The sequence below is a fragment of the Streptomyces sp. WAC 06738 genome, from assembly GCF_003945505.1.
Taxonomy (GTDB): Bacteria; Actinomycetota; Actinomycetes; order Streptomycetales; family Streptomycetaceae; genus Streptomyces.
On the sequence record NZ_CP029618.1, the window covers coordinates 4,796,199 to 4,821,537 of the forward strand.

Below are 25,339 nucleotides of genomic sequence, written 5' to 3' on the forward strand. Positions count from 1 at the left end.
GCGCGGGGCGGCTCCGCCGTGGCCGGGGGAGCCGCCCCGCGGGACCGCCGCCGTCAGCGCCGGCGCGCGCGCAGCACCGCGTCGTGGTGTTCGGCCGGCTGGTCGGGGCCGTGGGGTTCGTGGCCTTCCGGGGCCCGGCGGATGCGGACTTCCGCGACGTCGATGTCCCAGGCGTCCGTGGCCAGGTCCGCCGCCACGTCCTCCGCAGTGAAGTGCACGCCCGGGTGGGCCTCGGCGATGTCCGCGGCACGGGGGTCCGTCTCGTGGTGGCCGACGACCAGCAGGGTGCCGCCGGGGGCCACCATCGCCGCGAGGCGGCCGAAGAGCGCCCGGCGGGAGGCGGTGGTGTGGACGTAGTGGGTGGTGACCAGGTCGAAGGGGGCGCCGTCCGGGGCGGAGTCGGTCAGGTCGGCCCGTACCCATGTGATGCGTCCCGCGACCTCCGCGCCGCGCGCCTCGGCGTGGGCGCGGGCGCGGTCCAGCGCGGTGGCGGAGATGTCCACCGCCGTCACCCGCCAGCCGCGCTCGGCGAGCCAGATGGCGTCGGCGCCCTCGCCGCAGCCGGCCTCCAGCGCGGTGCCGGGCGGCAGGCCGGCGAGTTCGGTCACGAGCTGGGTGTTGGGGCGGCCGCTCCAGATCGCGTCGCGGGCGCGGTACTTCTCTTCCCAGTACGCCTCGCCGAACTCTTCCGTCGCGTTCGTCATGCCGGTGTCCCTCTCTGTCGTCGTCTCGGTGGGTACGTACGTCACACGCCGACCCGCCGGGCGGCGACCGCCCGGCGGGCGTCCTCGGCGGCGAGGTCCGCGTTGATCTGCGCGCCGGCCATGGCGCCGGCCGACGAGGCGGCGTGGACCTGCGCGGTCATGTCGGTGACGTTGCCCGCGACCCACACCCCCGGTACGTCGGTGCGGCCCGTGGCGTCGGCGGGGATGTGCTCGCCCATGCCGGACGGGTGGGCGACGGGCGTGAGGCCGAGTGCGGTCAGGAGCCCGCTGCGGGCCACCATGCGCGGGGCCACCGCGAGCGCCTGGCGGGGGACGACGGTGCCGTCCGCGAGGCGTACGCCGGTGAGCCGGCCGGCGGCGATCTCCAGACCGGCGACCTCGCCGGTGACGACGCGCACGCCGAGGGCGTCCAACTGCTCGGCGTCCTCGCCCGCCGGAGGCTCCGTGGTGTGGGCGAAGTACGTGACGTCGGCGCTCAACTGCCGGAAGAGCAGCGCCTGGTGCAGCGCCATCGGCCCGGTCGCGAGCACGCCGATGGCCTGGTCGCGGACCTCCCAGCCGTGGCAGTACGGGCAGTGCAGGACGTCCCGGCCCCAGCGCTCGCGGACGCCGGGGACGGCGGGCAGTTCGTCGACGAGGCCGGTGGTGACGAGGAGCCGCCGCGCCCGTACGGTCCGGCCGCCGGCGAGGGTGACGACGAAGCCGCCCTCGCCTTCCCCGGCCGCGCCGTCGCGGGCGCCGTCCGCCGGCTCCCGGGCCACCCCGGTGACCTCGCCGGGCACCACGTGGCCCCCGTACCCGCGCACCTCCGCCCTGCCGCGCGCCAGCAGCTCGCCCGGGGGCATGCCCTCGCGGCCCAGCAGCCCGTGCACGCCGTCCGCCGGTGCGTTGCGCGGAGCACCGGCGTCGATCACCGCCACGGAGCGGCGGGAGCGGGCCAGCATCAGCGCGCCGGTCAGCCCGGCGGCGCCGCCGCCGACCACCACGGCCTCGTAGCTCTCCGCCGGCTCGTCGGCCGCCCCCGGGGCCTCCGCCCACGCGGCGGTCCCGGCCCACTCGGCGATACCGGCCTTCTCGGCCCCTTCGGTCACGTCGACCACCTCCATGCCGACGACCATGCGGCCGGCACCGCCGGATACGCAAACTCTGTTGCCGATATGGCAAACTCTCCGTATGGCCGACACCGACAGCACCCCCGACCCCGACGGCGAGCTGGACACCGCCCTCACCGCCGTCGGCCCCCGCCTGCGCGAGCTGCGCCGCCGGCGCGAGCAGACGCTCGCCGAGCTCTCCGCGGCCACCGGGATCTCGGTGAGCACCCTCTCCCGGCTGGAGTCCGGCAGCCGCCGCCCCACGCTGGAGCTGCTGCTGCCGCTGGCCCGCGCCCACGGCGTCACGCTCGACGAGCTGGTCGGCGCCCCGCCCACCGGCGACCCCCGCATCAACCTGCGCCCGGTCACCCGCAACGGCATGACGATGCTGCCGCTCTCCCGCCGGGCCGGCGGCATCCAGGCGTTCAAGCTGATCCTGCCCGCGGGCAGCGGGCGCCGGGAGCCGGACCTGCGCACCCACGAGGGCTACGAGTGGATGTACGTGATGAACGGCCGGCTGCGCGTCGTGCTCGGCGAGCACGACCTGATCCTCGAACCCGGCGAGGCGGCCGAGTTCGACACCCGCGTACCGCACTGGTTCGGCGCGGCGGACGACGAACCGGTGGAGTTCCTCAGCCTCTTCGGCGGCCAGGGCGAGCGCGCCCACCTGCGCGCCCGCCCGAAGTCGGCCTCGTAGCGGAGGAGGCGCCGGCGGCCGCTGTCAGTGCGGCGCGATAGCTTCCCGGGCATCTTGCGGCGAACCGTCGAAAGGGAAGTCATGTCCTGCCCGGAGCTGCCCCGGACCGCGTCCGGCGAGGTGCTGGTGATCTGCACGTACTACGACAAGGGCGAGCCCTGCTGGGGCGAGCTGGGCGACCGGACCGGGGACGGCGCCGCGACCGTCCCGGGCGGCGGCGGCCCGGTGCGGCTGCGCCGCGTCGCCGACGCCGGCTGGGACGGCCTGCGCGGCGGGAACGTGCCCGCGCTCCTCCCGGGCGGCGGATCCGCCGCGCCCGTCGCCGTCCTGGTGGACTGCGCCGCGGTGTACGGCGGCGAGCCGCTGCTGGTGGACCTGGCGGCGATACCCGGGCGCGGGGCCCGGATAGCGGCGGACCGGCTCGGGGAGATCCTGGGCGCGCTGCTCGGCGGAACCCTCGTGTTCGACGATCTCGTCCGCGCGATGGATAGGCAGGGCACCTACCAGGGCGACGCCGGGCGGCCGGCCTTCCCCGCGCCGACGGCCCCGCCGCCCCGGCCCTTCCCGGCCCTGCCCGCCACCGACGGCGCCCTGCTGGTCCGCACCTCTTTCGAGGACGACGAGGGCTGGCGCGCCCTCCTGGCCGAGCTGGGCGGGACCGACGAGGAGGGGTGGGTCGGTGCGGATATCGACCCGGACGACATCGACGTGGACGACTACCCGCTGACGGCGCTGGTCGTGGACGACCCCGCCTACGCGGGCCTGCCGCCCGGCGCGGTCCCGGCGCTGGTCCCGCCCGGGGAGCACGCCGTGGTGGTCGCGCTCGCCGACGCCGGCACCTTCGCCGGGGCGGACCGGCCGCTGGTCGCCGTCGACCTCGACGACGCCCCGGGCCACATCGCCGTCCTGCCGTGGCGCGAAGCGGGCTCCATGGTCTGCAACCTGGAGATCGCCAACATGGACTTCTCCGACTACGTCGCCGTGGAGGGCGTGAAGCCGTGGTGGGAGGACGCGTAGGCGCGACCGGCGGTGCGGGGGCTAGGACTGCTCGGTGAGGAACGTCTGCAGGACGGCGGTCAGTTCGGCCGGGGCGTCTTCCTGGACCAGGTGGCCCGCGCCCTCGAACAGCTCAAGACGGGCGTGCGGGACGAGGGCGCGCAGTTCGTGCGCCTTGGCGACCGGGATCCAGGTGTCGTCCGTGCCCCAGCAGATGAGCGCGGGCAGGTCGATCTCGCCGTAGCGGGGCTGGATCTCGTCGGTGTAGCGCTGGTCGGCCTGGGCGATCTGGCGGTAGAAGGCCGGGCGGCCGGCGTCGTCGGTCCAGGGCGCGACGAGGGCGTCGAGGACCGCCGGGTGGAGGCCGGGGCCGCCGGTGGTGGTGACGTACTCGCGGACCAGCGCGGTGTGCAGTGCCGCCGGGAGCTGCTCGAAGACAGAGGCGTTGTCCCGTACGAGACGGAAGAACGGCGAGCCCCAGGGGGCGAGCGCGACGGGGTCGACGAGGGCCAGCGCGCGGTACGCGGCGCCGTGCAGCAGGTGCGCGCGCAGCGCGACGGCGCCGCCGAAGTCGTGCGCGACGACCAGCGGCTCGTCCAACCGCCAATGATCAAGCAGTTGGACGAAGATCCGCCCCTGCGCGTCGAGCGAGACGTCCTGTCCGGCGCGCTTCTCCGACTGCCCGTACCCGGGCATGTCCCAGACGTACACCTCGCGCCCCCGCGCCAGCGCCCGCGCGACGGCCCGCCACGTGTACGACGACCACGGCGTCCCGTGCAACAACACCACCGGCTGCCCCCCGGCAGACCCGAGCCGGTCCCAGCGGACCTCCCCGGCGGCGCTGGGGAAGGTCCGCGTCAACTGCCAGTCGCTCATGACGAGCACCCTACGGGAGCCGCCCGCGGCCGGCCGGTCAGAGGCGCTCCGGCGTGCGGATGCCCAGGAGGGACATGCCGGTGTTGAGGGTCCGGGCCGTCAGGTCGCTGAGGAAGAGGCGGTTCTCCACCTGCGCGGGGGTGTCCGCCTTCAGGACCGGGCAGTGCTCGTAGAACGTCGTGAAGAGCGACGCGAGTTGGTAGAGGTACGCCGCGATCTTGTGCGGCGCGTGCTCCTCCGCCGCCTCCGCGACCACCGCGGCGAAGCCGTCCACGTGCAGGCCCAGCGCCCGCTCCGCCGGTTCGAGCGCCAGCTCCGGGTGGGCCACCGGGTGCGCGGTGTCGCCCGCGCGCCGGAGGATGGAGCGGATCCGGGCGTACGCGTACTGGAGGTAGACCGAGGTGTCGCCGTGCAGGGACACCATCTGGTCCAGGTCGAACTTGTAGTCCCGGGCCGCGGACGTGGACAGGTCGGCGTACTTGACCGCGCCGATGCCCACCTGCGCGCCGCGCTCGGCGATCTCCGCCTCCGTCAGCGGCGGCACCGCCTTGTCGGCCTTCTCCCGGACCACCGACGACGCCCGGTCGATCGCCTCGTCGAGCAGGTCCTCCAGCCGTACGGTCGTGCCCGCCCGGGTCTTGAACGGCTTGCCGTCCTTGCCCAGGACCGTGCCGAACGCGAGCTGCGTCGCCGTCACGTCGCCGTCGAGCCAGCCCATCCGGCGGGCCGTCTCGAAGACCATCCGGAAGTGCAGCGACTGCCGGTGGTCCACGACGTAGAGCAAGGTCTGCGCCTTGAGGTTGAACACCCGGTCGCGGATGGCCGACAGGTCGGTGGCCGCGTACCCGTAGCCGCCGTCGGACTTGCGGACGATCAGCGGGACCGGCTGGCCGTCCTGGCCCTTGATGTCGTCGAAGAAGACGCACAGCGCGCCCTCGGAGTCGACCGCGACGCCCGCGTCCGCGAGCAGCTCGCAGGTCTCGTCCAGCATGTCGTTGTAGCCGGACTCGCCGACGATGTCGGCGTCCCTCACCTCCATGTCGAGCTTGTCGAAGACGGAGAAGAAGTACAGCTTCGACTCGTCCACGAACCGCTGCCACAGCGCCCGCGTCTCCGGGTCGCCCGACTGCAGCGCGACGACCCGGCGCCGGGCCCGCTCCTTGAAGGCGTCGTCGGCGTCGAAGACGGCGCGGGCGGCCTTGTAGAGCCTGTTGAGGTTCGAGGCGGCCTCTTCGCCGGAGACGGCGGCGCCGTCCGCGCCACCGTGGTCCAGCTCGTGCGGGTGCTCGTCCAGGTACTGGATGAGCATGCCGAACTGCGTGCCCCAGTCGCCGATGTGGTGCCGCCTGACCACCGTCTCGCCGGTGAACTCCAGCACCCGTACGAGCGAGTCGCCGATGACCGCCGAGCGCAGGTGCCCGACGTGCATCTCCTTCGCCACGTTCGGCTGGGCGTAGTCGATGACGGTCGTGCCGGGGGCGTCCGCGTACGGCACGCCGAGGCGGTCGTCCGCGGCGCGGGCGGCGAGGTTCGACGTGATCGCCGCGTCCGTCACCGCGATGTTGAGGAAGCCGGGCCCGGAGACCTCGACGTCCGCGAGCACGTCGCCCGCGTCGACGCGCTCGGCGACCTGGCCCGCCAGCTCCCGCGGGTTGGTCTTCAGCCGCTTGGCCAGCGCCAGCATCCCGTTGGCCTGGAAGTCCGCCCGGTCGCTGCGTCGCAGCAGGGGGTCCGCGGCCGCCTCCTGCGGCAGTGCCGCCGCAAGGGCGTCCGCGACGCGCTGCCGGACCTGGGTGGCGAGGGACGGGACTGAGGCCATGTTCGTGATCGCCGCTTCCTTCTGGAGGTGGGACGGGCCCTCAGTATCCCATGCAGGGCAAGGCGATTTTGTTTGGGAGAATGGGTCCCGCAAGCGCTGCAGAGACGCGCCAGAGAGGAAGTCAGGACTGTGGGTGCCACCACCGAGGCCGCCGACTGGGTCTCCCGTTTCGCCGACGAGGTCATCGCCGAGGCGGAGCGCCGAGCCCCCGGCAAACCGGTGGTCTGCGCCTCCGGCCTGTCCCCTTCGGGCCCGATCCACCTGGGCAACCTGCGCGAGGTGATGACCCCGCACCTGGTCGCCGACGAGATCCGCCGCCGCGGCGTCCCCTGCGAGCACCTGATCTCCTGGGACGACTACGACCGCTTCCGCAAGGTGCCCGTCGGCGTCGAGGGCGTCGACGAGTCCTGGGCGGAGCACATCGGCAAGCCGCTGACCTCCGTGCCCCCGCCCGCGGGCAGCCCGCACGCGAGCTGGGCCGCGCACTTCAAGGCGGCCATGGAGGGCGCGCTCGCCGAGATGGGCGTGACGTACCGGGGCATCAGCCAGACGGAGATGTACACGGCGGGTGCGTACCGCGAGCAGATCCTCTTCGCGATGCGGCACCGCGCCGAGATCGACGCGGTCCTCGCCGAGTTCCGCACGAAGCCGAAGCAGCAGAAGAAGCAGCAGCAGAAGCCGGTGGACGAGGCGGAGCTGGCCGCGGCCGAGGGCTCCGGCGCCGCCGACGAGGACGACGGCCTGACGGCCGGCGGCGCGTACTACCCGTACAAGCCGTACTGCGGGGTCTGCGGGCGCGACCTGACGACGGTCACCGCGTACGACGACGAGACCACCGAGCTGACGTACACCTGCGCCTGCGGGCACGGCGAGACCGTGCGGCTCGCCGAGTTCGACCGCGGCAAGCTCGTGTGGAAGGTCGACTGGCCGATGCGCTGGGCGTACGAGGGCGTGATCTTCGAGCCCTCCGGTGTCGACCACCACTCGCCAGGATCCTCGTGGAACGTCGGCGGCAAGCTCGTCGGGATCTTCGGCTGGGAGCGGCCGATCGGCCCGATGTACGCGTTCGTCGGCATCAGCGGCATGGCGAAGATGTCGTCGTCGAAGGGCGGCGTGCCGACGCCCGCCGAGGCGCTGGAGATCATGGAGCCGATGCTGCTGCGCTGGCTGTACGCGCGGCGCCGGCCGAACCAGTCCTTCAAGGTCGCCTTCGACCAGGAGATCCAGCGGACGTACGACGAGTGGGACGCCCTCGTCCGCAAGGTCGGCGCGGGCACGGCGCAGCCGGGCGACGTCGCGGCGTACGAGCGCGCCGCGGGCACCGCCGGCGGGCCGCTGCCGGCGACGCCGCGCCCGCTGCCGTACCGCATGCTCGCCTCCGTGACCGACGTGACCGCGGGCGACGACGAGCAGACGCTGCGGATCCTCGCCGAGGTCGATCCGGAGCACCCGCTGACGTCGCTGGCCGACGCGCGGCCGCGGCTGGACAAGGCGGAGCGCTGGATCACCACGCAGGTCCCGGCCGACCAGCGCACCCAGGTACGCAAGGACGCGGACGCGGAGCTGCTGGCGTCGCTGGGCGACGGCGAGCGCGAGCTGCTGCGGCTGCTGCTCGCCGGTCTCGACGAGCACTGGTCGCTGGACGGGCTGACGACGCTGCTGTACGGGGTGCCGAAGCTGCGCGCCGGGCTGCCCGCGGATGCGAAGCCGACGCCGGAGCTGAAGGCGGAGCAGCGGGCGTTCTTCGCGCTGCTGTACCGGCTGCTGGTGGGCCGCGACACCGGGCCGCGGCTGCCGACGCTGCTGCTGGCGGTCGGGCAGGAGCGGGTGCGGGAGCTGCTGGGCGGCTGAAGCCGCCCGGCGGGGCGCCGCCGGCCGGTCAGGCGGTGCCCATGCCCTGGTTGTAGCGCGCCTTCAGCTCGTGGGTGTACGTGCGCAGGTAGCGCTCGCCCAGCGTGCGGCCGTCGGCGTACTGGACGCCGTGGACGTCGCGCAGGTACCGGGCGAACACGCGCGCGGAGGGGAAGCGGCCCTCGTCCACCACGTACTGGCGGTAGAAGCCGAAGAGCGCGTCGTCGTACGGCACGCCGTCCGGCAGCCCGACGACCTCGGCGCTGTCGTCGGCGGGCGCGGGCGGCGCGACGGGCTCGGGTGCCGGTTCGGGTTCCGGCTCGGGCTCGGGTTCCCGGGGCGGCGGGACGGCGGCGGCCGGCCGCTGCGCGGCGGCCCGCTGGTGGCCGTTGACGGCGGCGGGGGCGCGCAGATCGCGGCGCGGCGCGGGCCCCGGGATCGTCGCGACGGGCTCGGGAGCGGGCAGCGGCTCGGGTTCCGGCACGGGCGCGGGGGCGGTCGCGGTGGCGGGCGGCGCGGGCTCGGCCCGCGGGGCCGCGGCCGCCGGCTGGTACGCGACCTGGGCGGGCGGCGCGGTCTGTACAGGCGGCACAGGCTGTGCGTTCTGTGTATTTTGTGCAATTTGCGCGGTTTGTACGTCCTGTGCGGGCTCCAGGGCGTGCGCCGTCCGCGCGGCCGATCCGGCCGGCCGCAGCGGCGCGTCGATGCCCGCCGCCGCGAGACCCGCCTGCGCCGTCTCCGCCAGCGGCACCCCGTACCGCGCCAGCTTCAGCGGCATGACCGCCTCCACCGGCGCCTTCCGCCGCCACGCCCGGCCGTAGCGGGCGCGCAGCCGGGCGCGGTAGACCATGCGGTCCTGTTCGAGGCGGATGACCTCCTCGTACGAGCGCAGCTCCCACAGCTTCATCCGCCGCCAGAGCCGGAACGTGGAGGGGAAGGCCAGCAGCCAGCGCGAGACGCGCACACCCTCCATGTACTTGTCGGCCGTGATGTCCGCGATCCGCCCGATCGCGTGCCGCGCGGCCTCCACCGCCACCACGAAGAGCACCGGGATGATCGCGTGCATCCCGACGCCCAGCGGGTCGGGCCACGCCGCCGCGCCGTTGAACGCGATCGTCGCCGCCGTCAGCAGCCACGCCGTCTGCCGCAGCAGCGGGAACGGGATGCGGATCCAGGTCAGCAGCAGGTCGAGGGCGAGCAGCACCACGATGCCCGCGTCGATGCCGATGGGGAAGAAGACCGCGAAGTCGCCGAAGCCCTTCTCCTCGGCGAGGTCGCGCACGGCCGCGTAGGACCCGGCGAAGCCGATCGCCGCGATCACCACCGCGCCGAGGACGACGACGGTGATGAGTATGCGGTGCGTCCGGTTCATGCGTATCGCAGGAGCCCTGTCCACGCGCCGTTCCCTCTCCGCTGGCGATCACCGGCCGCTCCGGGCCCGGCCCGGAGCCACGCTAGCCTCGCACGGCTGTACGGGCTTGCGTATGCAGGTTCGCTCACTTCACCGCGGCCAGGGCCTCCTTGGTCGCCTTCTCGGCGTCCTTCAGCAGGTCGGCGGCCTTGGGCTGGTCCGTGCCCTGGAAACCGGCGCCGTGGTAGTTCACGGTGACGACGACGTTCTCCTGCAGCGAGACGACCGTCTGCTTGCGGTAGTCCTGCTTGTCCTCCGTCGTCTCGTACGTGAACGCCGCGGCCTTCTGGCCCAGGCCCGAAGGGGCGGAGGTCTTCATGCCCTTGGCGCCCTCGGCCGCCTCGGCGGCCCTGGCCTGCTTGGCGTAGTACTCCGCGGCGCGGTCGGCGCCGCTGCCGACGGCCGGGTCGGAGTCGTAGCGCTGGTAGGAGACGTCGAGCCAGCGCCACTGGTAGCCGTCGAGGCCGTCCCAGGAGCAACTGCTGCGCTGGGAGGTGTCGGCGGACTTGCCGGCCTCGCCGGCCGTGCTCTTCGCCCCCGGCACCAGATCCTTGATGCTGTCCTTCGCGAGCGCATCACAGGGGTCGGGCAGCTTGGCGAACTTCGCCGGCTCGATCTGCGGCTCGCTGCTCTCCGAAGACGGTGCGGCGCTGCTCGGCTTGCCGCTGTCGCCGCCGTCGTCACCGGAGGAGCAGCCGGCGGTGACGAGTATCACGGGCACGGCCGCGGCGGCCAGGGCTCGGGGGATGCGGGTCGTAGAGCGGTGCATGGGTCCTTCATCACTCGGTCGTCGGGCGGCGCGTGGTGGGGGCACGACGCCCTGGGCCAGGCGCCTCGCGTGCGCCGGCTTGCGAGCGTACCCGCAGGCGCCGACGGCGTACGGGCGATACGGGCGGCCGGGACGTCAGTCCGCGAGCCGGTCGGCGAGCCGGTCGGCCACCTGCTGGGTGCGCTGTTGCAGCTCAGCGCCGTCCGGCGGCTCGGCGCCCCCGGTGTGCCACTGGTCGTACGTGACGGTCACCACGACGTTGGACGTGCGGAACACCACTGTCACCTTGCGCTGCACCCCGGAGGAGGCGTCGGCGGTCTTGTCGTCGAGAAACGACTCGTCGCCGATGTCGTCGAGGAGGCGGGGGGCGATGGTCTCGGAGGGGGTGGAGCCGTCGCCGGGGGAGTCCGTGCCGGAGCCGGTGCTGCCGTCGGGGCTGTCGTGCGTACTGTCGTCGGTGCTCCCGCCCGTGCTCTCGCCCGCACCGCCCTCGGAGTCCTCGCCGCCCGCCTCGCCGCTGCTCCCGCCCGACCCGGGCTCGTCGCTCGCGCCGGCGGCCCCGTCCTGGCCGCCGCCCGGCGGGCTGCTCTCGCCCGTGGCCGGGACGCCGCCCGAGGCGTTGCCGGTCTCCGCCTTGTCGGGCAGGTCGGGCCGGCCGCTGCTCACGTCGACGTCGTGCTCCTCGGCCCGCTCGGCGTAGATCTGGGCGGCCTGCTGGTCGTCGCTGACCTCGTCGTCGTACGAGACGATCCGCTCGAACTGCAACTCCAGCTTGTGCCCGCCCTCCGTGGTCTCCCGCTCCCAGCGGCAGCCCACCTGCCGGTCGGCGTCATACGTCAGGTCCGGCTCGCCGGCAAGGGCCTCCTCGGCCTCCTCGTCGCTCTCCTCGTCCGCCGGCCCCGGCAGCAGGTCCTCCAGCGTCCCGGTGTTCAGCGCCGTGCACGGCTCGGGCAGCGTGCTGTACTTCCCCGACGGCACCGGAGCGGAAGCGGCGCCGGCCCCGCCTGTCTGGCTGTCGACCGCGCCGCTGCCCTGGTCGGAGCCGGTGCAGCCGGCCAGCGCGACCGCGAGCACGGCGGCCGTCGCGGCAGCCTGCGCGAGTGCCCTTCGCTGCACGGGAGAAGGCTCCTTCCGACTCCAGGACATGGTGCCGCCCGCACGTGGCGGACGACCACAATGTTTATCGCACGTCCTGCTGGTTCGTCCGGTCGGGTGTCCGCGGTAAGGCGGTTGACCCGCTTATCTTGTCGCATGGGCGCGGGAGGCGGGCATGTCGCGCGTCATCAGACGCTGCGGGCCGGGATGTTCCAGCCGAGAAGTACCGGTCTGTCGTGTTCCGTACCGAGGACCGACAGCGTGGCGGTCTCCAGCCGGTACAGCGCGCCCGCGGCCGGGTGCTGGCCCAGCCGGCGGGCGGTGAGGACGCGCAGGACGTGCCCGTGGGCGACGAGCAGCACGTCGCCGTCCGTCTCCTGCCGCGCCGCGTCGGCGACGGCCAGCACCTCGTCGCAGCGGCTCCCGACGGCCGCCAGCGTCTCCCCGGGGTGGCCGGGGCCGCCCGCGGGCACGCCGTCGTGCCACAGGTCCCAGCCGGGCCGCTCCGCCCGGATCTCCGGGGTGGTCAGGCCCTCGTAGCCGCCGTAGTCCCACTCCTGCAGCCGCGGCTCCAGCACCGCGCCGCGGCGGCCGGGCAGCGCCAGCTCCGCCGTGCGCACCGCGCGCCGCAGCGGGCTGCACAGCACCGTGGCGATGCGCCGCCCGGCGAGGAGCGGGGCCAGCGCGCGGGCCTGGTCCTCGCCCACGTCGGTCAGCGGCAGATCCGTACGGCCCGTGTGGCGGCCGTCGCGGCTCCACTCGGTCTGGCCGTGCCGTACGAGCAGCAGGTCACCCATGGGGGGCCGTGCCTCCTTCTCTCTCCGCGGCGTCCAGCGCCTCGTCCAGGGTCAGTGCGGCCACGATGAGCGCGAGGTGGGTGAACGCCTGTGGGAAGTTGCCGAGTTGTTCACCGGTGGGGCCGATCTCCTCGGCGAACAGGCCGACGTGGTTGGCGTACGTGAGCATTTTGTCGAACGCGTAGCGCGCCCGGTCCACGTGCCCCGCGCCGGCGAGTGCCGACACGTACAGGAAGCTGCACAGCGAGAACGTGCCCTCGCTGCCCCGCAGCCCGTCGGGGGCGGCGGACGGGTCGTACCGGTGCACGAGGCTGTCGGTGACCAGCTCCGCCTCCATCGCCCGCAGCGTCGACAGCCAGCGCGGCTCGGCCGGCGCGACGAAGCCGACCAGCGGCATGAGCAGCAGCGAGGCGTCGAGCACGTCGGAGCCGTAGTGCTGGACGAACGCCTGCCGCCGCGGGCTGTAGCCGTGCTCCATCACCTGCTCGAAGATGGCGTCGCGCGCGGCGGTCCAGCGGGCGACGTCGGCGGGGCGGGAGAGTTCCGTGGCCATGCGGATGCCGCGCTCGAACGCGACCCAGCACATCAGCCGGCTGTAGGTGAAGTCCTGGGGCCCGCCGCGGGTCTCCCAGATGCCCTCGTCGGGGCGGTCCCAGTGGTCGGTGAGCCAGTCGAGGAGGGCGGCGAGGTAGCGCCAGGCGTCGTAGCCGGCGGGGCCCGCGGTGCGGCTGGCCTGGGCGAGGGCGTAGACGGCCTCGCCGTAGATGTCGAGCTGGAGCTGGTCGGCGGCGGCGTTGCCGGCGCGCACGGGGGCGGAGCGGCGGTAGCCCTCCCAGTGCGGCAGGATCTCCTCGGGCAGGTGGGGGTCGCCGTCGACCCGGTACATGACCTGGAGCGGCTCGCCCGTGACGGTGCCGCGGGGGGTGTCGCCCGCGCCGTCCGCGGCCGCCGCGGTGCCGGTGGCCGAGCGGGCGGCGTGGGCGGCGCCGAGGAGTTCGCCGAGCCAGCGCCGGTAGGCGTCCGCCTCGGCGGCGTAGCCGAGGTCGAGGAGGGCGCGTACGGAGAGGGAGGCGTCGCGGATCCAGGTGTAGCGGTAGTCCCAGTTCCGCTCGCCGCCGACCTGCTCCGGCAGCCCCATGGTGGCGGCGGCCACGGGGGCGCCGGTCGGGGCGTACGTCAGCAGCTTCAGCGTGATCGCGGAGCGGGTGACCACCTCGCGCCAGCGGCCCCGGTAGGTGCAGCGCGCGGTCCAGTGGTGCCAGTAGGCCCGCACCTTGCTCAGCTCCCGGTGCACGTCCCGCTCGTACGCGGGCGGGGGCGGGTCCGCGCCGGGGGCGCACACGGTGAACACGGCCGCCGCGGTGCGGCCCTGCGCCAGCTCCAGCACGGCCCGCACGTCGTCGCCCTCGCGGGTCAGGTCGCCGGCCGGGCCGAGGAGCTGGAGGTGTCCTTCGGCGGTGGCGGAGCGGAACCGGGCGGTGCGTCCGTCGAGTTCGAGCCGGTGCGGGTCGCGGCCGTAGTCGAAGCGGGGACTGCAGTCGAGCGTGAAGCGCATCGGGCCGCGCAGGGCACGTACGAGCCGGATCACCCGGTGGGTGTCCGTGGGCCGCTCCGGATGGTCCACCGGCATGAAGTCCAGCACCTCGCCGATGCCCCCGGTGGAGAGGAAGCGGGTGACGAGGACGGCGGTGCCGGGCAGGTAGATCTGGCGGGGGACGGCGTCGGGGGCGTCGGCGGTGAGCGCGAAGCGCCCGCCGCGCTCGGCGTCGAGGAGCGCGCCGAAGACGCTGGGGGAGTCGAAGCGCGGCGCGCACAGCCAGTCGACCACGCCCTCGGCGGAGACCAGGGCGACGGTCTGCAGGTCTCCGATGATGCCGTGGTCCGCGATCGGCGGGTACGGGCCCGGGGTCACGAGGGCACTTCCTTCCCCTGGCGGCGGCGATACGTCGACTCTCCCGCCCCGCGCGCGCGACGGCTGCCGCGGCGCGGCCATTCGGGTGCCGGGACGGTTACGGCTCCCGGTGGACCTTGTAGTTCGCGGCCTGCGCCCGGGGGCGTACGACGAGGAGGTCGACGTTCACGTGCGCCGGGCGGGTCACGGCCCAGGTGATGGTGTCCGCGACGTCCTCGGACGTCAGCGGCTCCTTCACGCCCGCGTAGACGGCGGCGGCCTTCTCCGCGTCGCCGCGCATCCGCGTCACCGCGAAGCCCTCGGTGCGGGTCATGCCGGGGGCGATCTCGATGACCCGGACGGGACGGCCGTTCAGCTCCAGCCTGAGGGTGGCGGCGATGCTGTGCTCGGCGAACTTCGCGGCGACGTAGCCCCCGCCGCCCTCGTACACGGCGTGGCCCGCGGTGGAGGTGACGATGACCACCGTGCCGTCGCCGGAGGCGACGAGGGCGGGCAGCAGCGCCTGGGTGAGGTTGAGCGTGCCGATGACGTTCACCTCGTACATCGCCCGCCAGTCGGCGGGGTCGCCGGCCTCGACCTGCTCGGTGCCCAGCGCGCCGCCGGCGTTGTTGACGAGCACGTCGCAGCTTTCGAGGGAGGCGGCGAAGGCGTCCACGGCGGCGCGGTCGGTGACGTCCAGCGCGTACGGGGTGGCGGCGTACCCGGCGGCGGTCAGCTCTTCGGCGAGCGCGTCGATACGGTCCTTGCGGCGGGCGGTGAGGACGACATGGTGACCGGCGGCGGCGAGCTGGCGGGCCGTGGCCGCGCCGATGCCGCTGCTCGCGCCGGTGACGACTGCGGTAGGCATACGGCCCAGGATAAGCAGGTGGCCTGTGGTGGGGGTGGGCTGGGGATTCCAGGTGAGTACAAGGTTCCGCCCAGGTCGGCGGGGGAGTGTGTGGCGTCCGGAGTCCGACGACGGAAGGACCGCACAGATGATCACGCTCCTGGAGCCCGAGACGACCACTGCCGCCGCGACGATGAAGGGCGGTCCGGGTGCCGGCAACCGCCGCCCGGCCACGGCGAAGGGCGGTATCGGCGTCGGTACGCGCCGGACGGTGCGCGTGCCGGCCACGGCGAAGGGCGGCGGTATCGGCGTCGGCACCCGCCGTTCCGTCCGCGTGCCCGCCTCCGCGAAGGGCGGCATCGGTATCGGCGGTCGGGGCTAGTCGGCCGGGTTCGGGGGACGGAGACCACGCATGGCGCAGTCAGCGATCGCGGTCGAGCGGTGGGAGGGGCTGGAGTGCGCGGCCCAGCTCGACCTCGTGCTGCCGATGTACAAGGAGATCTGGGTCGAGCCGCCCTACAGCGAAGGACCCAGGGAGATCGCCGAGTTCGTCGACCGCTTCGCCCAGGAGGTCTTCCTCCCCCGCGCCCGCCTCGTCGTCGCACGCGTCGACGGGCAGCCCGCGGGCTACGCCTTCGGCTATCCCCTTCCCGCCGACACCGCCTGGTGGAAGGCCATGGACGAGGAGGTGACCCCGGAGTTCGCCACCGAGACCGGCCGCCGCACCCTCGGCATCGTCGAACTCGCCGTACGCGCCGACCGCAGGCGCCAGGGCATCGCCGCCCGGCTGCACGGTGAACTCCGCGCCGGGCTCGGCGTCGAGCGGGTCACCCTCGCGGTGCGTACGGAGGCCGAGGCGGCGCCCGCGCACGCCGCGTACGCCTCCTGGGGCTACCGCCGGGTCGGCCGGTGGCGGCCGGGCGACGACAAGCCCGTCTCCGACATCATGCTGCTGGCGCTGTGACGGCCGCGGACCCCCGCGACCCACCGCCCCCGGCCGGGCTGCTGCGGGAGCGGGGGTTCCGCCTCTACTGGTCCGCGCACAGCATCTCCCTCATCGGCGACGAGATCACCATCCTCGCGATCCCCCTCGCCGCCGTGCTGCTGCTCGACGCCGGCCCCGCCGAGATGGGCCGGCTCACGGCCGTCGCCCTGCTGCCGTCGCTGCTCCTGTCGATCCCCGGCGGCGCCTGGGCGGACCGGCAGGCGAACCGCCGCAGGGCGATGGTCGTCTCCGACCTCGGCCGGTTCGCGGCCGTCGCCTCCGTGCCCGCCGCGTACGCGATGGACGCGCTGACGATGACGCACCTGTACGTCACCGAGTTCGCCGTCGGCGCCCTCACCGTGCTGTTCCGCGTCTGCAACCACCACGTCTACGCCTCCGTCCTCGCCTCCGACCGCTACGTGGACGGCAACGCGCTGCTCTCCGGCAGCCGTTCGGCCGCCGCGGTCGCCGGACCCGGCGCCGGCGGCGGGCTGGTCCAGGTGCTGACGGCCCCCTTCGCGCTCGTGCTCGACGCGGTGACCTATCTGGTGTCCGCCGTCTGCCTGGGACGCATCCGGGCCGAAGAGGCGCCGCCCGCGCGCCACGAGGGCACGGGCCTCACCGACGCGTTCCGCTGGGTGACGGCCCACCGCACCCCCGGCCTGCTGATCGCCGGGGTCGCGACGCTCAGCCTCTTCCACACGTTTCTGGCGACGCTCTTCGTCCTCTACGCGACCGACGAGCTGGGCCTGTCTCCCGGCGTGCTGGGGCTGGTCTTCGCCGTGTTCGGGCTCGGCGGGCTCGCCGGGGCGTCCCTCGCGCCCCACGTGGTGCGGCGCATCGGGCTCGGGCCCGCCGTCATCGCGGGGTGCGCCGGCTTCAGCCTGCCGCTGCCGCTCGTACCGCTCGCGGGAGGGCCCACGCCGCTGGTGGTCACGGTGCTGGCCGCCGCGCAGTTCGCCTCCGGCTGCGGGGTCGCGGTGATGGACATCGCGGCGAACAGCTACCTGATCGCCGTCATCCCGGCCACCCTGCGCTCGCGCGTCATGGGCGTGATCCAGACGTCCAACTTCGGCGTACGACCCGTCGGCGCGGTGCTCGCCGGCACCCTGGGCGCCGCCCTCGGCCTGCGGCCGACGATGTGGATCGGCACGGTGGGGGCCGTGCTGAGCGTGCTGTGGCTCCTGCCGTCCGGGCTGCGGTACGTCAGGGACCTCCCGGCGGCGCCCGCGTCCCCGGCCGGGGCCGCCGCGGCGTGAGTACGGTGCGCGCCCGGCCGCTGCCGCCGCGCGCCCGGCCGTGCGCCTGTCCATGGCGTAAGACAGGCTGCACAGCCGCGGTGCCGGCGTGCGAGGCTGTCAGCTTGCGAGCCGCAGAGTTCGTGCGGCGGCGGGCCGGGAAGGGGTGCCGGATGTATCTGGTCGCGGGTGCGCGGGGCAACGTCGGATCCGAGGTGGTCAGGGCGCTGGCCGAGCAGGGCGCCGAGGTCCGCGCGCTCAGCCGCGGCGGCGAGCTGTCCGGGCTGCCCCCGCGCGCCACCGCCGTCGCCGGCGACCTCGACGTTCCCGCGTCCCTCGCCGGGCCGCTCGCCGGCGTCGACGGCGTCTTCCTGCTGCCCGGCTACCGTGACATGCCCGGCCTCCTCGCCCAGGTCGTCCGCGCCGGCGTGACTCGCGTCGCGCTGCTCTCCGGCCGCTCAGCCGCCAGCGGCGACATGGGCAACGCCGTCACCGCGTACATGGTCCGCTCCGAGGAGGCCGTCCGCGCCGCCGGCATCCCGTGGACCGTCGTGCGCCCCAGCGCCTTCACCGCCAACGCCCTGCGCTGGCTGCCGCAGTTGCGCACCGGCGACGTGGTGCGCGGCCCCTTCGCCGACGTGCCGGTCGCCTGCATCGACCCGTACGACGTCGGCGAGGTCGTCGCCGACACGCTCCTCGGGGACGGCCACGAGGGCAAGGTCTACGAGCTGTCGGGCCCCGAGCCGCTGCTGCCGGGCGAGCAGGTCGCCGTCCTCGGCGACGTGCTCGACCGGCCGCTGCGCTTCGAGGGCCTGGACGACGCGACGGCCCGCGCGGAGATGGCGGCGGCCATGCCGGAGGAGTATGTCGACGCCTTCTTCGACTTCTACCGCGGCGGCGCGCTGGACGAGTCGCCGGTGCTGTCCACGGTGTACGACATCACGGGGCGCGAGCCCCGTACGTTCGAGCAGTGGGCGCAGGCCCACGCCGACGCCTTCGCGGCCTGATCCCCTTCCCGGAGGGCTTTTTCCGCCCTGTGCCGCCCCGTCAGGCGATGAGTTCTCGTGCCTCGCGCAGTCAGTCCTTGTAGTGGGTGACGCGGAAGCGATCAGAAAGGGCGGATCGGCGATGGCTACGGTGAACACGGGGGCCGAGGAGGACTTCCTCCGGTTGTCCGACCCCTACCGGCGCGAGCTGCTCGCGCACTGTTACCGCATGCTCGGTTCCGTCCACGACGCCGAGGACCTGGTGCAGGAGACGTACCTGCGCGCCTGGCGGTCGTACGGCACCTTCGAGGGCCGCTCATCGCTGCGCACCTGGCTGCACACCATCGCCACCCGCGCCTGCCTCACCGCCTTGGAGCGGCGGCAGCGCCGCCCCCTGCCCACCGGCCTCGGCGGCCCCGGGGACGACCCGGCGGGGGAGCTGACCGAGCGGCCCGAGGTGCCGTGGCTGGAGCCGGTGCCGGACGTGCTGGTCGAGCCCTCGGAGGCGGACCCGGCGGCGGTCGTCGGATCGCGGGAGTCCGTGCGGCTCGCGTTCGTGGCCGCGCTCCAGCACCTGCCGCCGCGGCAGCGCGCGGTGCTGCTGCTGCGCGACGTGCTGCGCTGGAAGGCCGCGGAGGTCGCCGAGCTGCTAGATACGTCGACGGCGTCCGTCAACAGCGCGTTGCAGCGCGCCCGGGCGCAGTTGGAGAAGGCCGCGCCGAGCGAGGAGTCGGTCGCCGAGCCGGCCGACGCGGCGCGGCGCGAGCTGCTGGACCGCTACGTCGAGGCGTTCGTGACCAAGGACGTACGGGAGATCGTGCGGCTCTTCACCGAGGACGTGGTCTGGGAGATGCCCCCGGTTCCCGAGTGGTTCCGCGGCCCCGGCCGGGTGGCGACGCTCGTCTCCGTCCAGTGCCCGTACGCGCCCGGGGAGGCGCGGCTGCTGCCGGTGGGCCTCAACGGGCAGCCGGGGTATGCCCTTTACACCCGCGGACCGGACGGCGACCATCATCCGTTCGCGTTGCACGTGCTGACCGTCGCGCCCGGCGGGGACGCGATCTCGCACGTCGGCTGCTTCTTCGACACGTCCCTCTTCGCCACCGCCGGCCTGCCGGCCGTCCTGAGCGGCGAGGAGAGCCGATGAGGCCCGATGGGAGCGCGCCCACGGCGCTGCTCGGCGGCGTGGCGCTGCTGGAGCGCTCGGTGACGTACGCGCTGGGCGTGCTGCACCGCGTCGGCCCCGGCGACCTGCGGCGGCCCACGCCCTGCGCGCAGTGGGACCTCGGGCAGCTCCTCGCGCACGTCGGCGACTCCATCGCGGCGCTCAACGAGGCCGCGGACACCGGCCGCATCGCCCTCAAGCCGCAGGCCGCGTACAGCCTCGCCGACCCGGTCAAGGCGGTACGGGACCGGGCCAGGCGGCTGCTCGGCGCGTGGACGGCGGTGCGGCGGCGGGAGCTGGTGACGGTCGGCAGCCTGCCGCTGGCCGCGGCGGTGGTGACGTGCACGGGGGCGCTGGAGCTGGCGGTGCACGGCTGGGACCTGGCCCGGGCGAGCGGGCAGGAGGAGCAGGTGCCGCCGGCGCTCGCGGAGGAACTGCTGGAGCTGGCGCCGATGTTCGTGTCGGCGGAGGACAGGCCGGTGCGGTTCGCGGCGGTGCAGTGGGTGCGGGAGGGGGCGGAGCCGGGGGAGCGGCTGGTGGCGTACCTGGGCAGAAGGCCGGACTGGGAGGGCTGAGGGGGCGTACGGGGGCGGGGCGGCCGGTGCCGTACGGACGGGGCGTGGCGCGGGGCGGTCTGTGACGGGGCCGGCCCGCCCGCGGGGGCGCGTGCTCAGTCCGGGGTGCCCTCCGCGTACCGCGACGGCGGCGCGCCCACCGTCGCCGTGAAGTCCCGCGTCAGGTGGGCCTGGTCCGCGTAGCCCAGGTCCGCCGCCAGCGCCGCGAGGTCCAGCGCCGCCCCCGCGTCCGCCCGCGCCGCCGCCTCCTGGAGCCGGGCCCGCCGCAGCACCCACTTCGGGCTCGCCCCGACGTACTCCGCGAACAGCCGCTGCAGCCGCCGTACGGACATCCCCGCCCCCGCCGCGACCTGGTCCACCCGCAGCAGCCCCGGCTCCGCCGTGATCCGCGCGACGACGGCCGCCGCCTCCTCGGCGGCCGGATCCGGCGCCGCGGGCAGCAGCGGCCGCAGGAAGTCCTCCGCCACGGCGCACATCTCCGCCAGGCCCTCCGCCGCCAGCACCGCCCGGCTCACCTCCGCGGCTTCCGGCCCGAGCAGCTCCGCCGCCGGCACCCGCCGGTCGGCCAGCTCCGCGACGGGGCCCGCCGTGAGCGCCCGGAAGCCGCCCGGCCGGAACCGCACGCCGAGCACCTGCCCGCCGCCCGCCAGCCGGCGCACGAAAAGATCCCGCTGCACCCCGTACACCAGCGGCTCGGGCTCCTCGAAGACCAGGTGGAGGTTGGGGTGCGTGAGGACCTTCGTGTCGTACGTGGCCGTGCCCGGCAGCTGCCAGCGCACGTGCCAGAACCACTCGACGAACGGCGCCAGCGCCGCGCCGGGACGGCGGCGGTCCAGCGAGGCGAGCCGGGCGTGCTCGCCGGGGTGCAGGACGCCGCGCGCGTCGTCGAATCCGGAGCCGGGCATACGCGCAGCGTAGCTGTCGCGTTTCTTCAAGACCGGCCGCGCCGCCCCCCGTACGTTCGCCCGTATGAGCAGCGAGAACAGCCGAACCGCAAGCGAGAACGCCGAGGTGCACGCCCTGATGGAGGAGTGCGCCGCCGAGGCCGCGCGGGTGGCCCGGGGCGTACGTCCCGAGCAGTTGGCCGGCCCCACGCCCTGCGCGGACTGGGACGTGCGCGCCCTCGTCAACCACTGGGTCTGCTTCACCTCCCACGGCCTGGAGCACCGCGCCCGCCGCACCCCGCTCCCCGAGGAGCTGCCGAAGCGCGACTTCGCCGCGGAGCCCGGCTGGGCGGAGGCGTACGCGGCGCAGCTCGACCGGGCCGTCGCCGCCTGGGCGGCGCCCGCGGCCTGGGAGGGGGACGTCGACCTGGGCTTCCTGTCGATGCCCGCGCCGGAGGTGGCGGCGGTGATCGTCAAGGAGATGGCGGTGCACGGCTGGGACGTGGCGTGGGCGACCGGGCAGGAGTTCCGGGCGTCGGCGGGGGTGGCGGCGCTGGTGCTGCGGGTCGCGGAGGACCACGGCGAGATGTACCGGCAGTACGACGGCTTCGCCGACGCCGTGCCCGTACCGCCGGAAGCCCCGGCGTTCGACCGCGCCCTGGCCGCGACCGGCCGCGACCCGCGGCACCCTGCTGCCTGACCCGGGGCGCTACGCCAGCTCGAAGCCGGTCGTCGCCGGGATGTGCGCCGGCACCGCCTCGTGCCGGTCGCCGACGTTCACCGTCCCGGCCGGCTCGAACATCATGATCGCCGTGCCGGGCGCGGCCACCGGCCGGTGCTCGACGCCGCGCGGCACGGTGAACACCGCGCCCCGGGGCAGCGTGACCGTACGCTCGCCGCCGTCCGGCTCCCGCAGGCCGATGCGCAGCTCTCCCTCGACGACGAGGAAGAACTCGTCGGTGTGCTCGTGCACGTGCCACAGGTGCTCGCCCTCGGCGTGCGCGAGCTTGACGTCGTAGTCGTTGACCCGCGCGACGACGTGCGGACTCCACGGCTCCGCAATCCGCTCCAGCGCGTCGCTGAGAGCTGTGGGCTCGGCGGGGTGGGTGCTCACGGTTCGCTCCTCGCTTCCGCCGCCGCGGGGTGCGGCGACCTCTCGTACGCCATCCTGCGCGTGACAGGCGGACGCCGGGAGTGCTACGAATCGCACATGCCGCAAGGATCCTCGCAGCCGGACCCGGGGCGTACGGGGCGCGGGGCGCACCGTGTCGCCATGCTCGTGGACGCCGGGTCCAACCCCTTCGAAATGGGCATCGCCACCGAGCTGTTCGGGCTGCGCCGGCCCGAGCTGGACGTCGCGTGGTACGACTTCACGCTCTGCGCCCCCGCCCCCGGCGTGCGCATGCACGACGGCTTCTTCACCCTCTCCGGCGTCCCGGGGCTGGAGGCCGCCGACGCCGCGGACACCGTGATCGTCCCCAACCGCCCCGACGACACCCCGCCCACCGCCCCCGTCGTCGCCGCCATCCGCCGTGCCGCCGACCGCGGGGCCCGGCTCGTCAGCTTCTGCACCGGCGCGTACGCGCTGGCCGCCGCCGGGGTGCTCGACGGCCGCCCGGCGGCGATCCACTGGCGCTGGGCCGACCGCTTCGCCGCCCGCCACCCGGCCGTACGGGTCCGGCGCGACGTGCTCTTCGTCGACGACGGCGACGTCCTCACCGCGGCCGGCAGCGCCGCCGCCCTGGACCTGGGGCTGCACCTGATCCGCCGCGACCACGGCGCCGAGGTGGCCAACCACGTCAGCCGCCGGCTCGTCTTCGCCGCCCACCGCGACGGCGGCCAGCGGCAGTTCATCGAGCGCCCGGTGCCCGCGGTGCCGGACGCCTCGCTCGCCCCCGTGCTCGCCTGGGCGGCGGAGCGGCTCGACCGGCCGCTGGCCGTCGCCGACCTGGCCGGGTACGCCGCCGTCAGCCCCGCCACGCTCCACCGGCGCTTCGTCCGCGAGCTGGGCACCACGCCGCTGGCGTGGCTGACGGGGGAACGGGTGGCGCTCGCGTGCCGGCTGATCGAGCGCGGGGAGCACCGGCTGGAGGTGGTGGCGCGGACGAGCGGGCTGGGCACGGCGGCGAACCTGCGGACGCAGGTGCGGCGGCGTACGGGGCTGAGCCCGTCGGCGTACCGCGCCCGCTTCGGCCCGGCGGGCCCGGCGGGCGCGCCGGGGCCGGAGTCCGGGCCCGGCACCGGGCCCGGCTCCGGGTCCGCGACCGCCCCCGTACCCGGGCCGGCGCCCGTGCCCGTACCGGAAAACGGCTCCGGGCCCGCCCCCCGGCCCTGCTAGCCTCCTCCGCATGAAGCGCGCTGTGCAGACGACGACGCCGGAGACCGTCCCGGCGCGCTGACCCACGACCCAGCCGAAAGCCCCGGGGCGACCGCCCCGGGGCTTCGGCGTGCACGACCCCGCGGACGGCCACCGCCCCACCGACCCGCGAGGAGCCCCACCGTGAAAGACCACCGCCGCCTCGGCCGCGAACTCGGCCTCTTCGGCACCGACCCCCTCATCGGCGCCGGACTCCCGTACTGGCTGCCCGCCGGCGCCGCCGTGCGGCAGGCGCTGGAGGAGTACGTCGCCGACGTCGAGCACCGCGCCGGCTACCAGCGCGTCTACTCACCCGTGCTCGGCAAGCGCGAACTCTACGAGCTCTCGGGGCACTGGGAGCACTACCGCGACGACATGTTCCCGCCCATGCGCCTCGGCGGCGGCCCCGACGGCCGCTCGGCCGGTGAGGAAGTCGTGCTCCGCCCCAGCCTCTGCCCCCACCACGCCCTCATCTACCGCTCCCGCGAGCGCAGCTACCGCGAACTCCCGCTGCGCATCGCCGAGCTGGGCGGCATGTACCGCGCCGAGCTGTCCGGCGTCCTCGGCGGCCTCACCCGCGTACGCGCCATCCAGCTCAACGACGCGCACGTCTTCTGCACCCTGGAGCAGGTCGCCGACGAGGCGCTGGCCGCGCTGCGGCTGATCCGCGAGGCGTACGCGGCGATGGGCCTGGCCGCCGCCCGCCACCGGCTGTCGCTGCCGGGCCCGGGCGCGAAGTACGTGCGCGACCCCGGGCTGTGGCGGCGGGCGGGCGCGCTGCTGGAGCAGGCGCTCGCCGCGGCCGGGATCGACTACGAGGCCGAGGAGGGCGAGGCGGCGTTCTACGGGCCGAAGATCGATGTGCAGGTGCTGGACGCGGCCGGCCGCGAGGCGACCCTCTCCACCGTGCAGGTCGACTTCCACCAGCCGGCGCGCTTCGGCCTCGCGTACGTGGGCGCCGACGGCGGGCGGCACCGCCCGGTGATGGTGCACCGCTCGGTCGTCGGCAGCGCGGAGCGGGCGGTGGCGCAGCTCGTGGAGGTGCACCAGGGGGCGTTCCCGCCGTGGCTGGCGCCGGTGCAGGCGGTGGTGCTGCCGGTGGGCGAGGCGGAGGCGGCGCCCGCGGAGGCGCTGCTGCGGCGGTGCGTGGCGGCGGGACTGCGGGCGGAGCTGGCGGGGCCGGAGCGGGGCACCCTGGGCGCGCGGGTACGGGGTGCGCGGCTGGCCCCGTACCAGGTGGTGGTCGGGGCCAGGGAGGCCGCCGGCGGGGCGGCGGCGCTGCGGCTGCGCGACGGGCGGCGGCCCGCGCCGCTGCCGGCGGCGGAGGCGGTGGCGCGGATGGCGGCGGCGGTGGCGGCGCGGCGCCCGGAGCTGTGGCCGGACGAGGGGGAGGCCGCCGCCTGATCAGAGCCCGTCGAGGTCGTGCCAGTGCTCCTGCCAGCGCCAGTCGATGGGCTCGTCGGCGCGCTGGTAGCGGATGTCGGTCGACAGCCGGTACGTGGCCGCGGTGTTGTCCAGCGACGCGTGCACCATGTGCGCCGAGTGGACGACCATGTCACCGGCCGCGTAGTCGGCGAGGAGCCAGCGCGCGTCGTACTCCTCCGCCAGCGCCGGCAGGTCCGCGGTGATCGAGGCGGCCGGGCGCTTCAGCGTGCCCGCCGCCTCGGCCGCGAGGACCCGTACGTGACTGCGCTCCAGATACACCAGCCCGCCCAGCTCCACGGGGCAGTCGCCGAGCGGGATCCAGGAGCTGAGCACCCGGTCCGTACCCTCGCGGAGATAGACGAGGTCGTAGTGCGCCTGCGTGGCGGTGCCGACGCCGGATTCGCCGGGGCGGGTGTGGCGCAGGATCTTCCGCCGGTGCAGGAAGGTCTCACCGCCGAGGAACCAGGCGTACCAGTCCCGCACTGCGGGCTGCGCGCAGAAGTCCGCGTACTCGGGCCCCGGCACGACCCGCCCGAAGAGCGCGGCACGCTGGTCGCCGCGGGGCAGCTCCGGGTCCACGTGCGCGAAGTAGAAGTCCCGGAACTCCCGTACGCCGCCGGGGTCGAGCAGCCCCCGCAGCCACAGATACCCCTCCCGCCGCAGCCGCGCCCACAGCGCCTCGCGGTCGTCCCGCTCGGCGTCCGGCACGGGCCGCAACTCGCCGAGGCGGCGCGGTGACTCGTCCAGGACGTAGCCGTTGGAGGTGACCATGGCCCCAGGATGACCGCGAAGGCCCGTCCGGGACCAGAGGGCGCTCCCGCCCGGCGTACGCGCCGTCAGGCCCGGTGCCTGCGTCTGTCCTC

General features: G+C 74.9%; 25 protein-coding genes. 12 read left to right on the top strand and 13 right to left on the bottom strand.

Features of this window, described 5'->3' with window-relative positions; genetic code table 11:
* Positions 1–53 precede the first annotated feature (53 nt).
* Together DMB38_RS21125 and DMB38_RS21130 are read right to left on the bottom strand one after the other, a co-directional pair.
* Positions 54–704, bottom strand: a complete 651-nt coding sequence (locus tag DMB38_RS21125) for a class I SAM-dependent methyltransferase (RefSeq protein WP_125936510.1) — start codon at positions 702–704, stop codon at positions 54–56.
* A gap of 41 nt (positions 705–745) precedes the next feature.
* On the bottom strand, positions 746–1,843 hold the full coding sequence (locus DMB38_RS21130) for an NAD(P)/FAD-dependent oxidoreductase (protein ID WP_125936511.1): 1,098 nt from the start codon (positions 1,841–1,843) through the stop codon (positions 746–748).
* 55 nt (positions 1,844–1,898) lie between these two features.
* Between DMB38_RS21130 and DMB38_RS21135 the strand changes: the two genes are divergently transcribed.
* Both DMB38_RS21135 and DMB38_RS21140 read left to right on the top strand, forming a co-directional pair.
* The gene (locus tag DMB38_RS21135; protein WP_125936512.1) at positions 1,899–2,513 is read left to right on the top strand and encodes an XRE family transcriptional regulator; all 615 of its coding nucleotides are present in this window, start codon (positions 1,899–1,901) and stop codon (positions 2,511–2,513) included.
* An 81-nt stretch (positions 2,514–2,594) separates the two neighbouring features.
* On the top strand, positions 2,595–3,530 hold the full coding sequence (locus DMB38_RS21140; RefSeq protein ID WP_125936513.1) for a hypothetical protein: 936 nt from the start codon (positions 2,595–2,597) through the stop codon (positions 3,528–3,530).
* Between the two features lie 21 nt (positions 3,531–3,551).
* On the opposite strand, the gene DMB38_RS21145 is transcribed toward DMB38_RS21140, so the two are convergent.
* Both DMB38_RS21145 and argS read right to left on the bottom strand, forming a co-directional pair.
* Positions 3,552–4,385, bottom strand: a complete 834-nt coding sequence (locus DMB38_RS21145) for an alpha/beta fold hydrolase (protein ID WP_125936514.1) — start codon at positions 4,383–4,385, stop codon at positions 3,552–3,554.
* A 37-nt stretch (positions 4,386–4,422) separates the two neighbouring features.
* Complete coding sequence (argS, locus tag DMB38_RS21150; RefSeq protein WP_125936515.1) at positions 4,423–6,204, bottom strand: arginine--tRNA ligase; 1,782 nt, start codon at positions 6,202–6,204, stop codon at positions 4,423–4,425.
* A 129-nt stretch (positions 6,205–6,333) separates the two neighbouring features.
* On the opposite strand from argS, the gene lysS reads away from it, so the two are divergent.
* Positions 6,334–8,055 (top strand): lysine--tRNA ligase, encoded by a 1,722-nt coding sequence (gene lysS / locus DMB38_RS21155; RefSeq protein ID WP_125936516.1) that lies wholly within the window; start codon positions 6,334–6,336, stop codon positions 8,053–8,055.
* Between the two features lie 28 nt (positions 8,056–8,083).
* On the opposite strand, the gene DMB38_RS21160 is transcribed toward lysS, so the two are convergent.
* The 6 genes from DMB38_RS21160 to DMB38_RS21185 all read right to left on the bottom strand — a co-directional run bounded on the left by DMB38_RS21160 (position 8,084) and on the right by DMB38_RS21185 (position 14,886).
* Positions 8,084–9,427, bottom strand: coding sequence for a DUF2637 domain-containing protein (locus DMB38_RS21160; protein ID WP_125939170.1), 1,344 nt, complete (start codon positions 9,425–9,427; stop codon positions 8,084–8,086).
* A 124-nt stretch (positions 9,428–9,551) separates the two neighbouring features.
* Positions 9,552–10,235 carry a DUF3558 family protein gene (locus DMB38_RS21165; RefSeq protein WP_125936517.1) on the bottom strand — a complete coding sequence of 228 codons (684 nt, stop codon included), beginning with the start codon at positions 10,233–10,235 and terminating at the stop codon, positions 9,552–9,554.
* Between the two features lie 135 nt (positions 10,236–10,370).
* A complete protein-coding gene (locus DMB38_RS21170; RefSeq protein ID WP_125936518.1) occupies positions 10,371–11,351 on the bottom strand; it encodes a hypothetical protein in 981 nt (326 codons plus the stop codon).
* A gap of 167 nt (positions 11,352–11,518) precedes the next feature.
* Entirely contained in the window at positions 11,519–12,127 is a 609-nt protein-coding gene (locus DMB38_RS21175) for a histidine phosphatase family protein (RefSeq protein WP_125936519.1), read from the bottom strand.
* Positions 12,120–14,039: a glycoside hydrolase family 15 protein gene (locus DMB38_RS21180; RefSeq protein ID WP_125936520.1), complete on the bottom strand. Its 1,920-nt coding sequence runs from the start codon at positions 14,037–14,039 to the stop codon at positions 12,120–12,122. The genes DMB38_RS21175 and DMB38_RS21180 overlap by 8 nt, the downstream gene beginning before the upstream one ends.
* A 97-nt stretch (positions 14,040–14,136) precedes the next feature.
* The gene (locus tag DMB38_RS21185) at positions 14,137–14,886 is read right to left on the bottom strand and encodes an SDR family NAD(P)-dependent oxidoreductase (protein ID WP_125936521.1); all 750 of its coding nucleotides are present in this window, start codon (positions 14,884–14,886) and stop codon (positions 14,137–14,139) included.
* A gap of 127 nt (positions 14,887–15,013) precedes the next feature.
* Here DMB38_RS21185 and DMB38_RS21190 point away from each other — a divergent pair, with 127 nt between their 5' ends.
* From DMB38_RS21190 to DMB38_RS21215, 6 genes are all read left to right on the top strand, one after another.
* A complete protein-coding gene (locus DMB38_RS21190) occupies positions 15,014–15,247 on the top strand; it encodes a hypothetical protein (protein WP_125936522.1) in 234 nt (77 codons plus the stop codon).
* 30 nt (positions 15,248–15,277) lie between these two features.
* Positions 15,278–15,829, top strand: coding sequence for a GNAT family N-acetyltransferase (locus tag DMB38_RS21195; protein ID WP_125936523.1), 552 nt, complete (start codon positions 15,278–15,280; stop codon positions 15,827–15,829).
* Positions 15,826–17,109, top strand: a complete 1,284-nt coding sequence (locus DMB38_RS21200; RefSeq protein ID WP_125936524.1) for an MFS transporter — start codon at positions 15,826–15,828, stop codon at positions 17,107–17,109. Before DMB38_RS21195 ends, DMB38_RS21200 begins: the two co-directional genes overlap by 4 nt.
* A 152-nt stretch (positions 17,110–17,261) precedes the next feature.
* The gene (locus DMB38_RS21205) at positions 17,262–18,095 is read left to right on the top strand and encodes an NAD(P)H-binding protein (protein ID WP_125939171.1); all 834 of its coding nucleotides are present in this window, start codon (positions 17,262–17,264) and stop codon (positions 18,093–18,095) included.
* 121 nt (positions 18,096–18,216) lie between these two features.
* Positions 18,217–19,218, top strand: coding sequence for a sigma-70 family RNA polymerase sigma factor (locus tag DMB38_RS21210; RefSeq protein WP_240662401.1), 1,002 nt, complete (start codon positions 18,217–18,219; stop codon positions 19,216–19,218).
* Positions 19,215–19,811, top strand: coding sequence for a TIGR03086 family metal-binding protein (locus tag DMB38_RS21215; protein ID WP_047017426.1), 597 nt, complete (start codon positions 19,215–19,217; stop codon positions 19,809–19,811). The genes DMB38_RS21210 and DMB38_RS21215 overlap by 4 nt, the downstream gene beginning before the upstream one ends.
* Before the next feature lie 95 nt (positions 19,812–19,906).
* Here DMB38_RS21215 and DMB38_RS37510 read toward each other — a convergent pair whose 3' ends face one another.
* Entirely contained in the window at positions 19,907–20,716 is an 810-nt protein-coding gene (locus DMB38_RS37510) for a helix-turn-helix domain-containing protein (protein WP_125936525.1), read from the bottom strand.
* A 64-nt stretch (positions 20,717–20,780) separates the two neighbouring features.
* Here DMB38_RS37510 and DMB38_RS21225 point away from each other — a divergent pair, with 64 nt between their 5' ends.
* Positions 20,781–21,395, top strand: a complete 615-nt coding sequence (locus DMB38_RS21225; RefSeq protein WP_125936526.1) for a TIGR03086 family metal-binding protein — start codon at positions 20,781–20,783, stop codon at positions 21,393–21,395.
* 9 nt (positions 21,396–21,404) lie between these two features.
* Here DMB38_RS21225 and DMB38_RS21230 read toward each other — a convergent pair whose 3' ends face one another.
* Positions 21,405–21,809, bottom strand: a complete 405-nt coding sequence (locus DMB38_RS21230) for a cupin domain-containing protein (protein ID WP_047017429.1) — start codon at positions 21,807–21,809, stop codon at positions 21,405–21,407.
* A gap of 96 nt (positions 21,810–21,905) precedes the next feature.
* On the opposite strand from DMB38_RS21230, the gene DMB38_RS21235 reads away from it, so the two are divergent.
* On the top strand, positions 21,906–23,033 hold the full coding sequence (locus tag DMB38_RS21235) for a helix-turn-helix domain-containing protein (RefSeq protein WP_240662402.1): 1,128 nt from the start codon (positions 21,906–21,908) through the stop codon (positions 23,031–23,033).
* Between the two features lie 162 nt (positions 23,034–23,195).
* On the top strand, positions 23,196–24,455 hold the full coding sequence (gene thrS / locus DMB38_RS21240) for a threonine--tRNA ligase (RefSeq protein WP_125936527.1): 1,260 nt from the start codon (positions 23,196–23,198) through the stop codon (positions 24,453–24,455).
* Here the strand turns inward: thrS and DMB38_RS21245 are convergent, their stop codons facing one another.
* Positions 24,456–25,247, bottom strand: a complete 792-nt coding sequence (locus DMB38_RS21245; RefSeq protein WP_125936528.1) for a phytanoyl-CoA dioxygenase family protein — start codon at positions 25,245–25,247, stop codon at positions 24,456–24,458.
* Between the last annotated feature and the right edge of the window lie 92 nt (positions 25,248–25,339).

Bases quoted from the DNA above. Each gene is read 5' to 3' on its own strand.
- DMB38_RS21125 (WP_125936510.1), bottom strand. From the start codon at position 704: ATGACGAACGCGACGGAAGAGTTCGGCGAGGCGTACTGGGAAGAGAAG.
- DMB38_RS21130 (WP_125936511.1), bottom strand. From the start codon at position 1,843: ATGGTCGTCGGCATGGAGGTGGTCGACGTGACCGAAGGGGCCGAGAAG.
- DMB38_RS21135 (WP_125936512.1), top strand. From the start codon at position 1,899: ATGGCCGACACCGACAGCACCCCCGACCCCGACGGCGAGCTGGACACC.
- DMB38_RS21140 (WP_125936513.1), top strand. From the start codon at position 2,595: ATGTCCTGCCCGGAGCTGCCCCGGACCGCGTCCGGCGAGGTGCTGGTG.
- DMB38_RS21145 (WP_125936514.1), bottom strand. From the start codon at position 4,385: ATGAGCGACTGGCAGTTGACGCGGACCTTCCCCAGCGCCGCCGGGGAG.
- argS (WP_125936515.1), bottom strand. From the start codon at position 6,204: ATGGCCTCAGTCCCGTCCCTCGCCACCCAGGTCCGGCAGCGCGTCGCG.
- DMB38_RS21160 (WP_125939170.1), bottom strand. From the start codon at position 9,427: ATGAACCGGACGCACCGCATACTCATCACCGTCGTCGTCCTCGGCGCG.
- DMB38_RS21165 (WP_125936517.1), bottom strand. From the start codon at position 10,235: ATGCACCGCTCTACGACCCGCATCCCCCGAGCCCTGGCCGCCGCGGCC.
- DMB38_RS21175 (WP_125936519.1), bottom strand. From the start codon at position 12,127: ATGGGTGACCTGCTGCTCGTACGGCACGGCCAGACCGAGTGGAGCCGC.
- DMB38_RS21185 (WP_125936521.1), bottom strand. From the start codon at position 14,886: ATGCCTACCGCAGTCGTCACCGGCGCGAGCAGCGGCATCGGCGCGGCC.
- DMB38_RS21190 (WP_125936522.1), top strand. From the start codon at position 15,014: ATGATCACGCTCCTGGAGCCCGAGACGACCACTGCCGCCGCGACGATG.
- DMB38_RS21195 (WP_125936523.1), top strand. From the start codon at position 15,278: ATGGCGCAGTCAGCGATCGCGGTCGAGCGGTGGGAGGGGCTGGAGTGC.
- DMB38_RS21205 (WP_125939171.1), top strand. From the start codon at position 17,262: ATGTATCTGGTCGCGGGTGCGCGGGGCAACGTCGGATCCGAGGTGGTC.
- DMB38_RS21210 (WP_240662401.1), top strand. From the start codon at position 18,217: ATGGCTACGGTGAACACGGGGGCCGAGGAGGACTTCCTCCGGTTGTCC.
- DMB38_RS21215 (WP_047017426.1), top strand. From the start codon at position 19,215: ATGAGGCCCGATGGGAGCGCGCCCACGGCGCTGCTCGGCGGCGTGGCG.
- DMB38_RS37510 (WP_125936525.1), bottom strand. From the start codon at position 20,716: ATGCCCGGCTCCGGATTCGACGACGCGCGCGGCGTCCTGCACCCCGGC.
- DMB38_RS21225 (WP_125936526.1), top strand. From the start codon at position 20,781: ATGAGCAGCGAGAACAGCCGAACCGCAAGCGAGAACGCCGAGGTGCAC.
- DMB38_RS21235 (WP_240662402.1), top strand. From the start codon at position 21,906: ATGCCGCAAGGATCCTCGCAGCCGGACCCGGGGCGTACGGGGCGCGGG.
- DMB38_RS21245 (WP_125936528.1), bottom strand. From the start codon at position 25,247: ATGGTCACCTCCAACGGCTACGTCCTGGACGAGTCACCGCGCCGCCTC.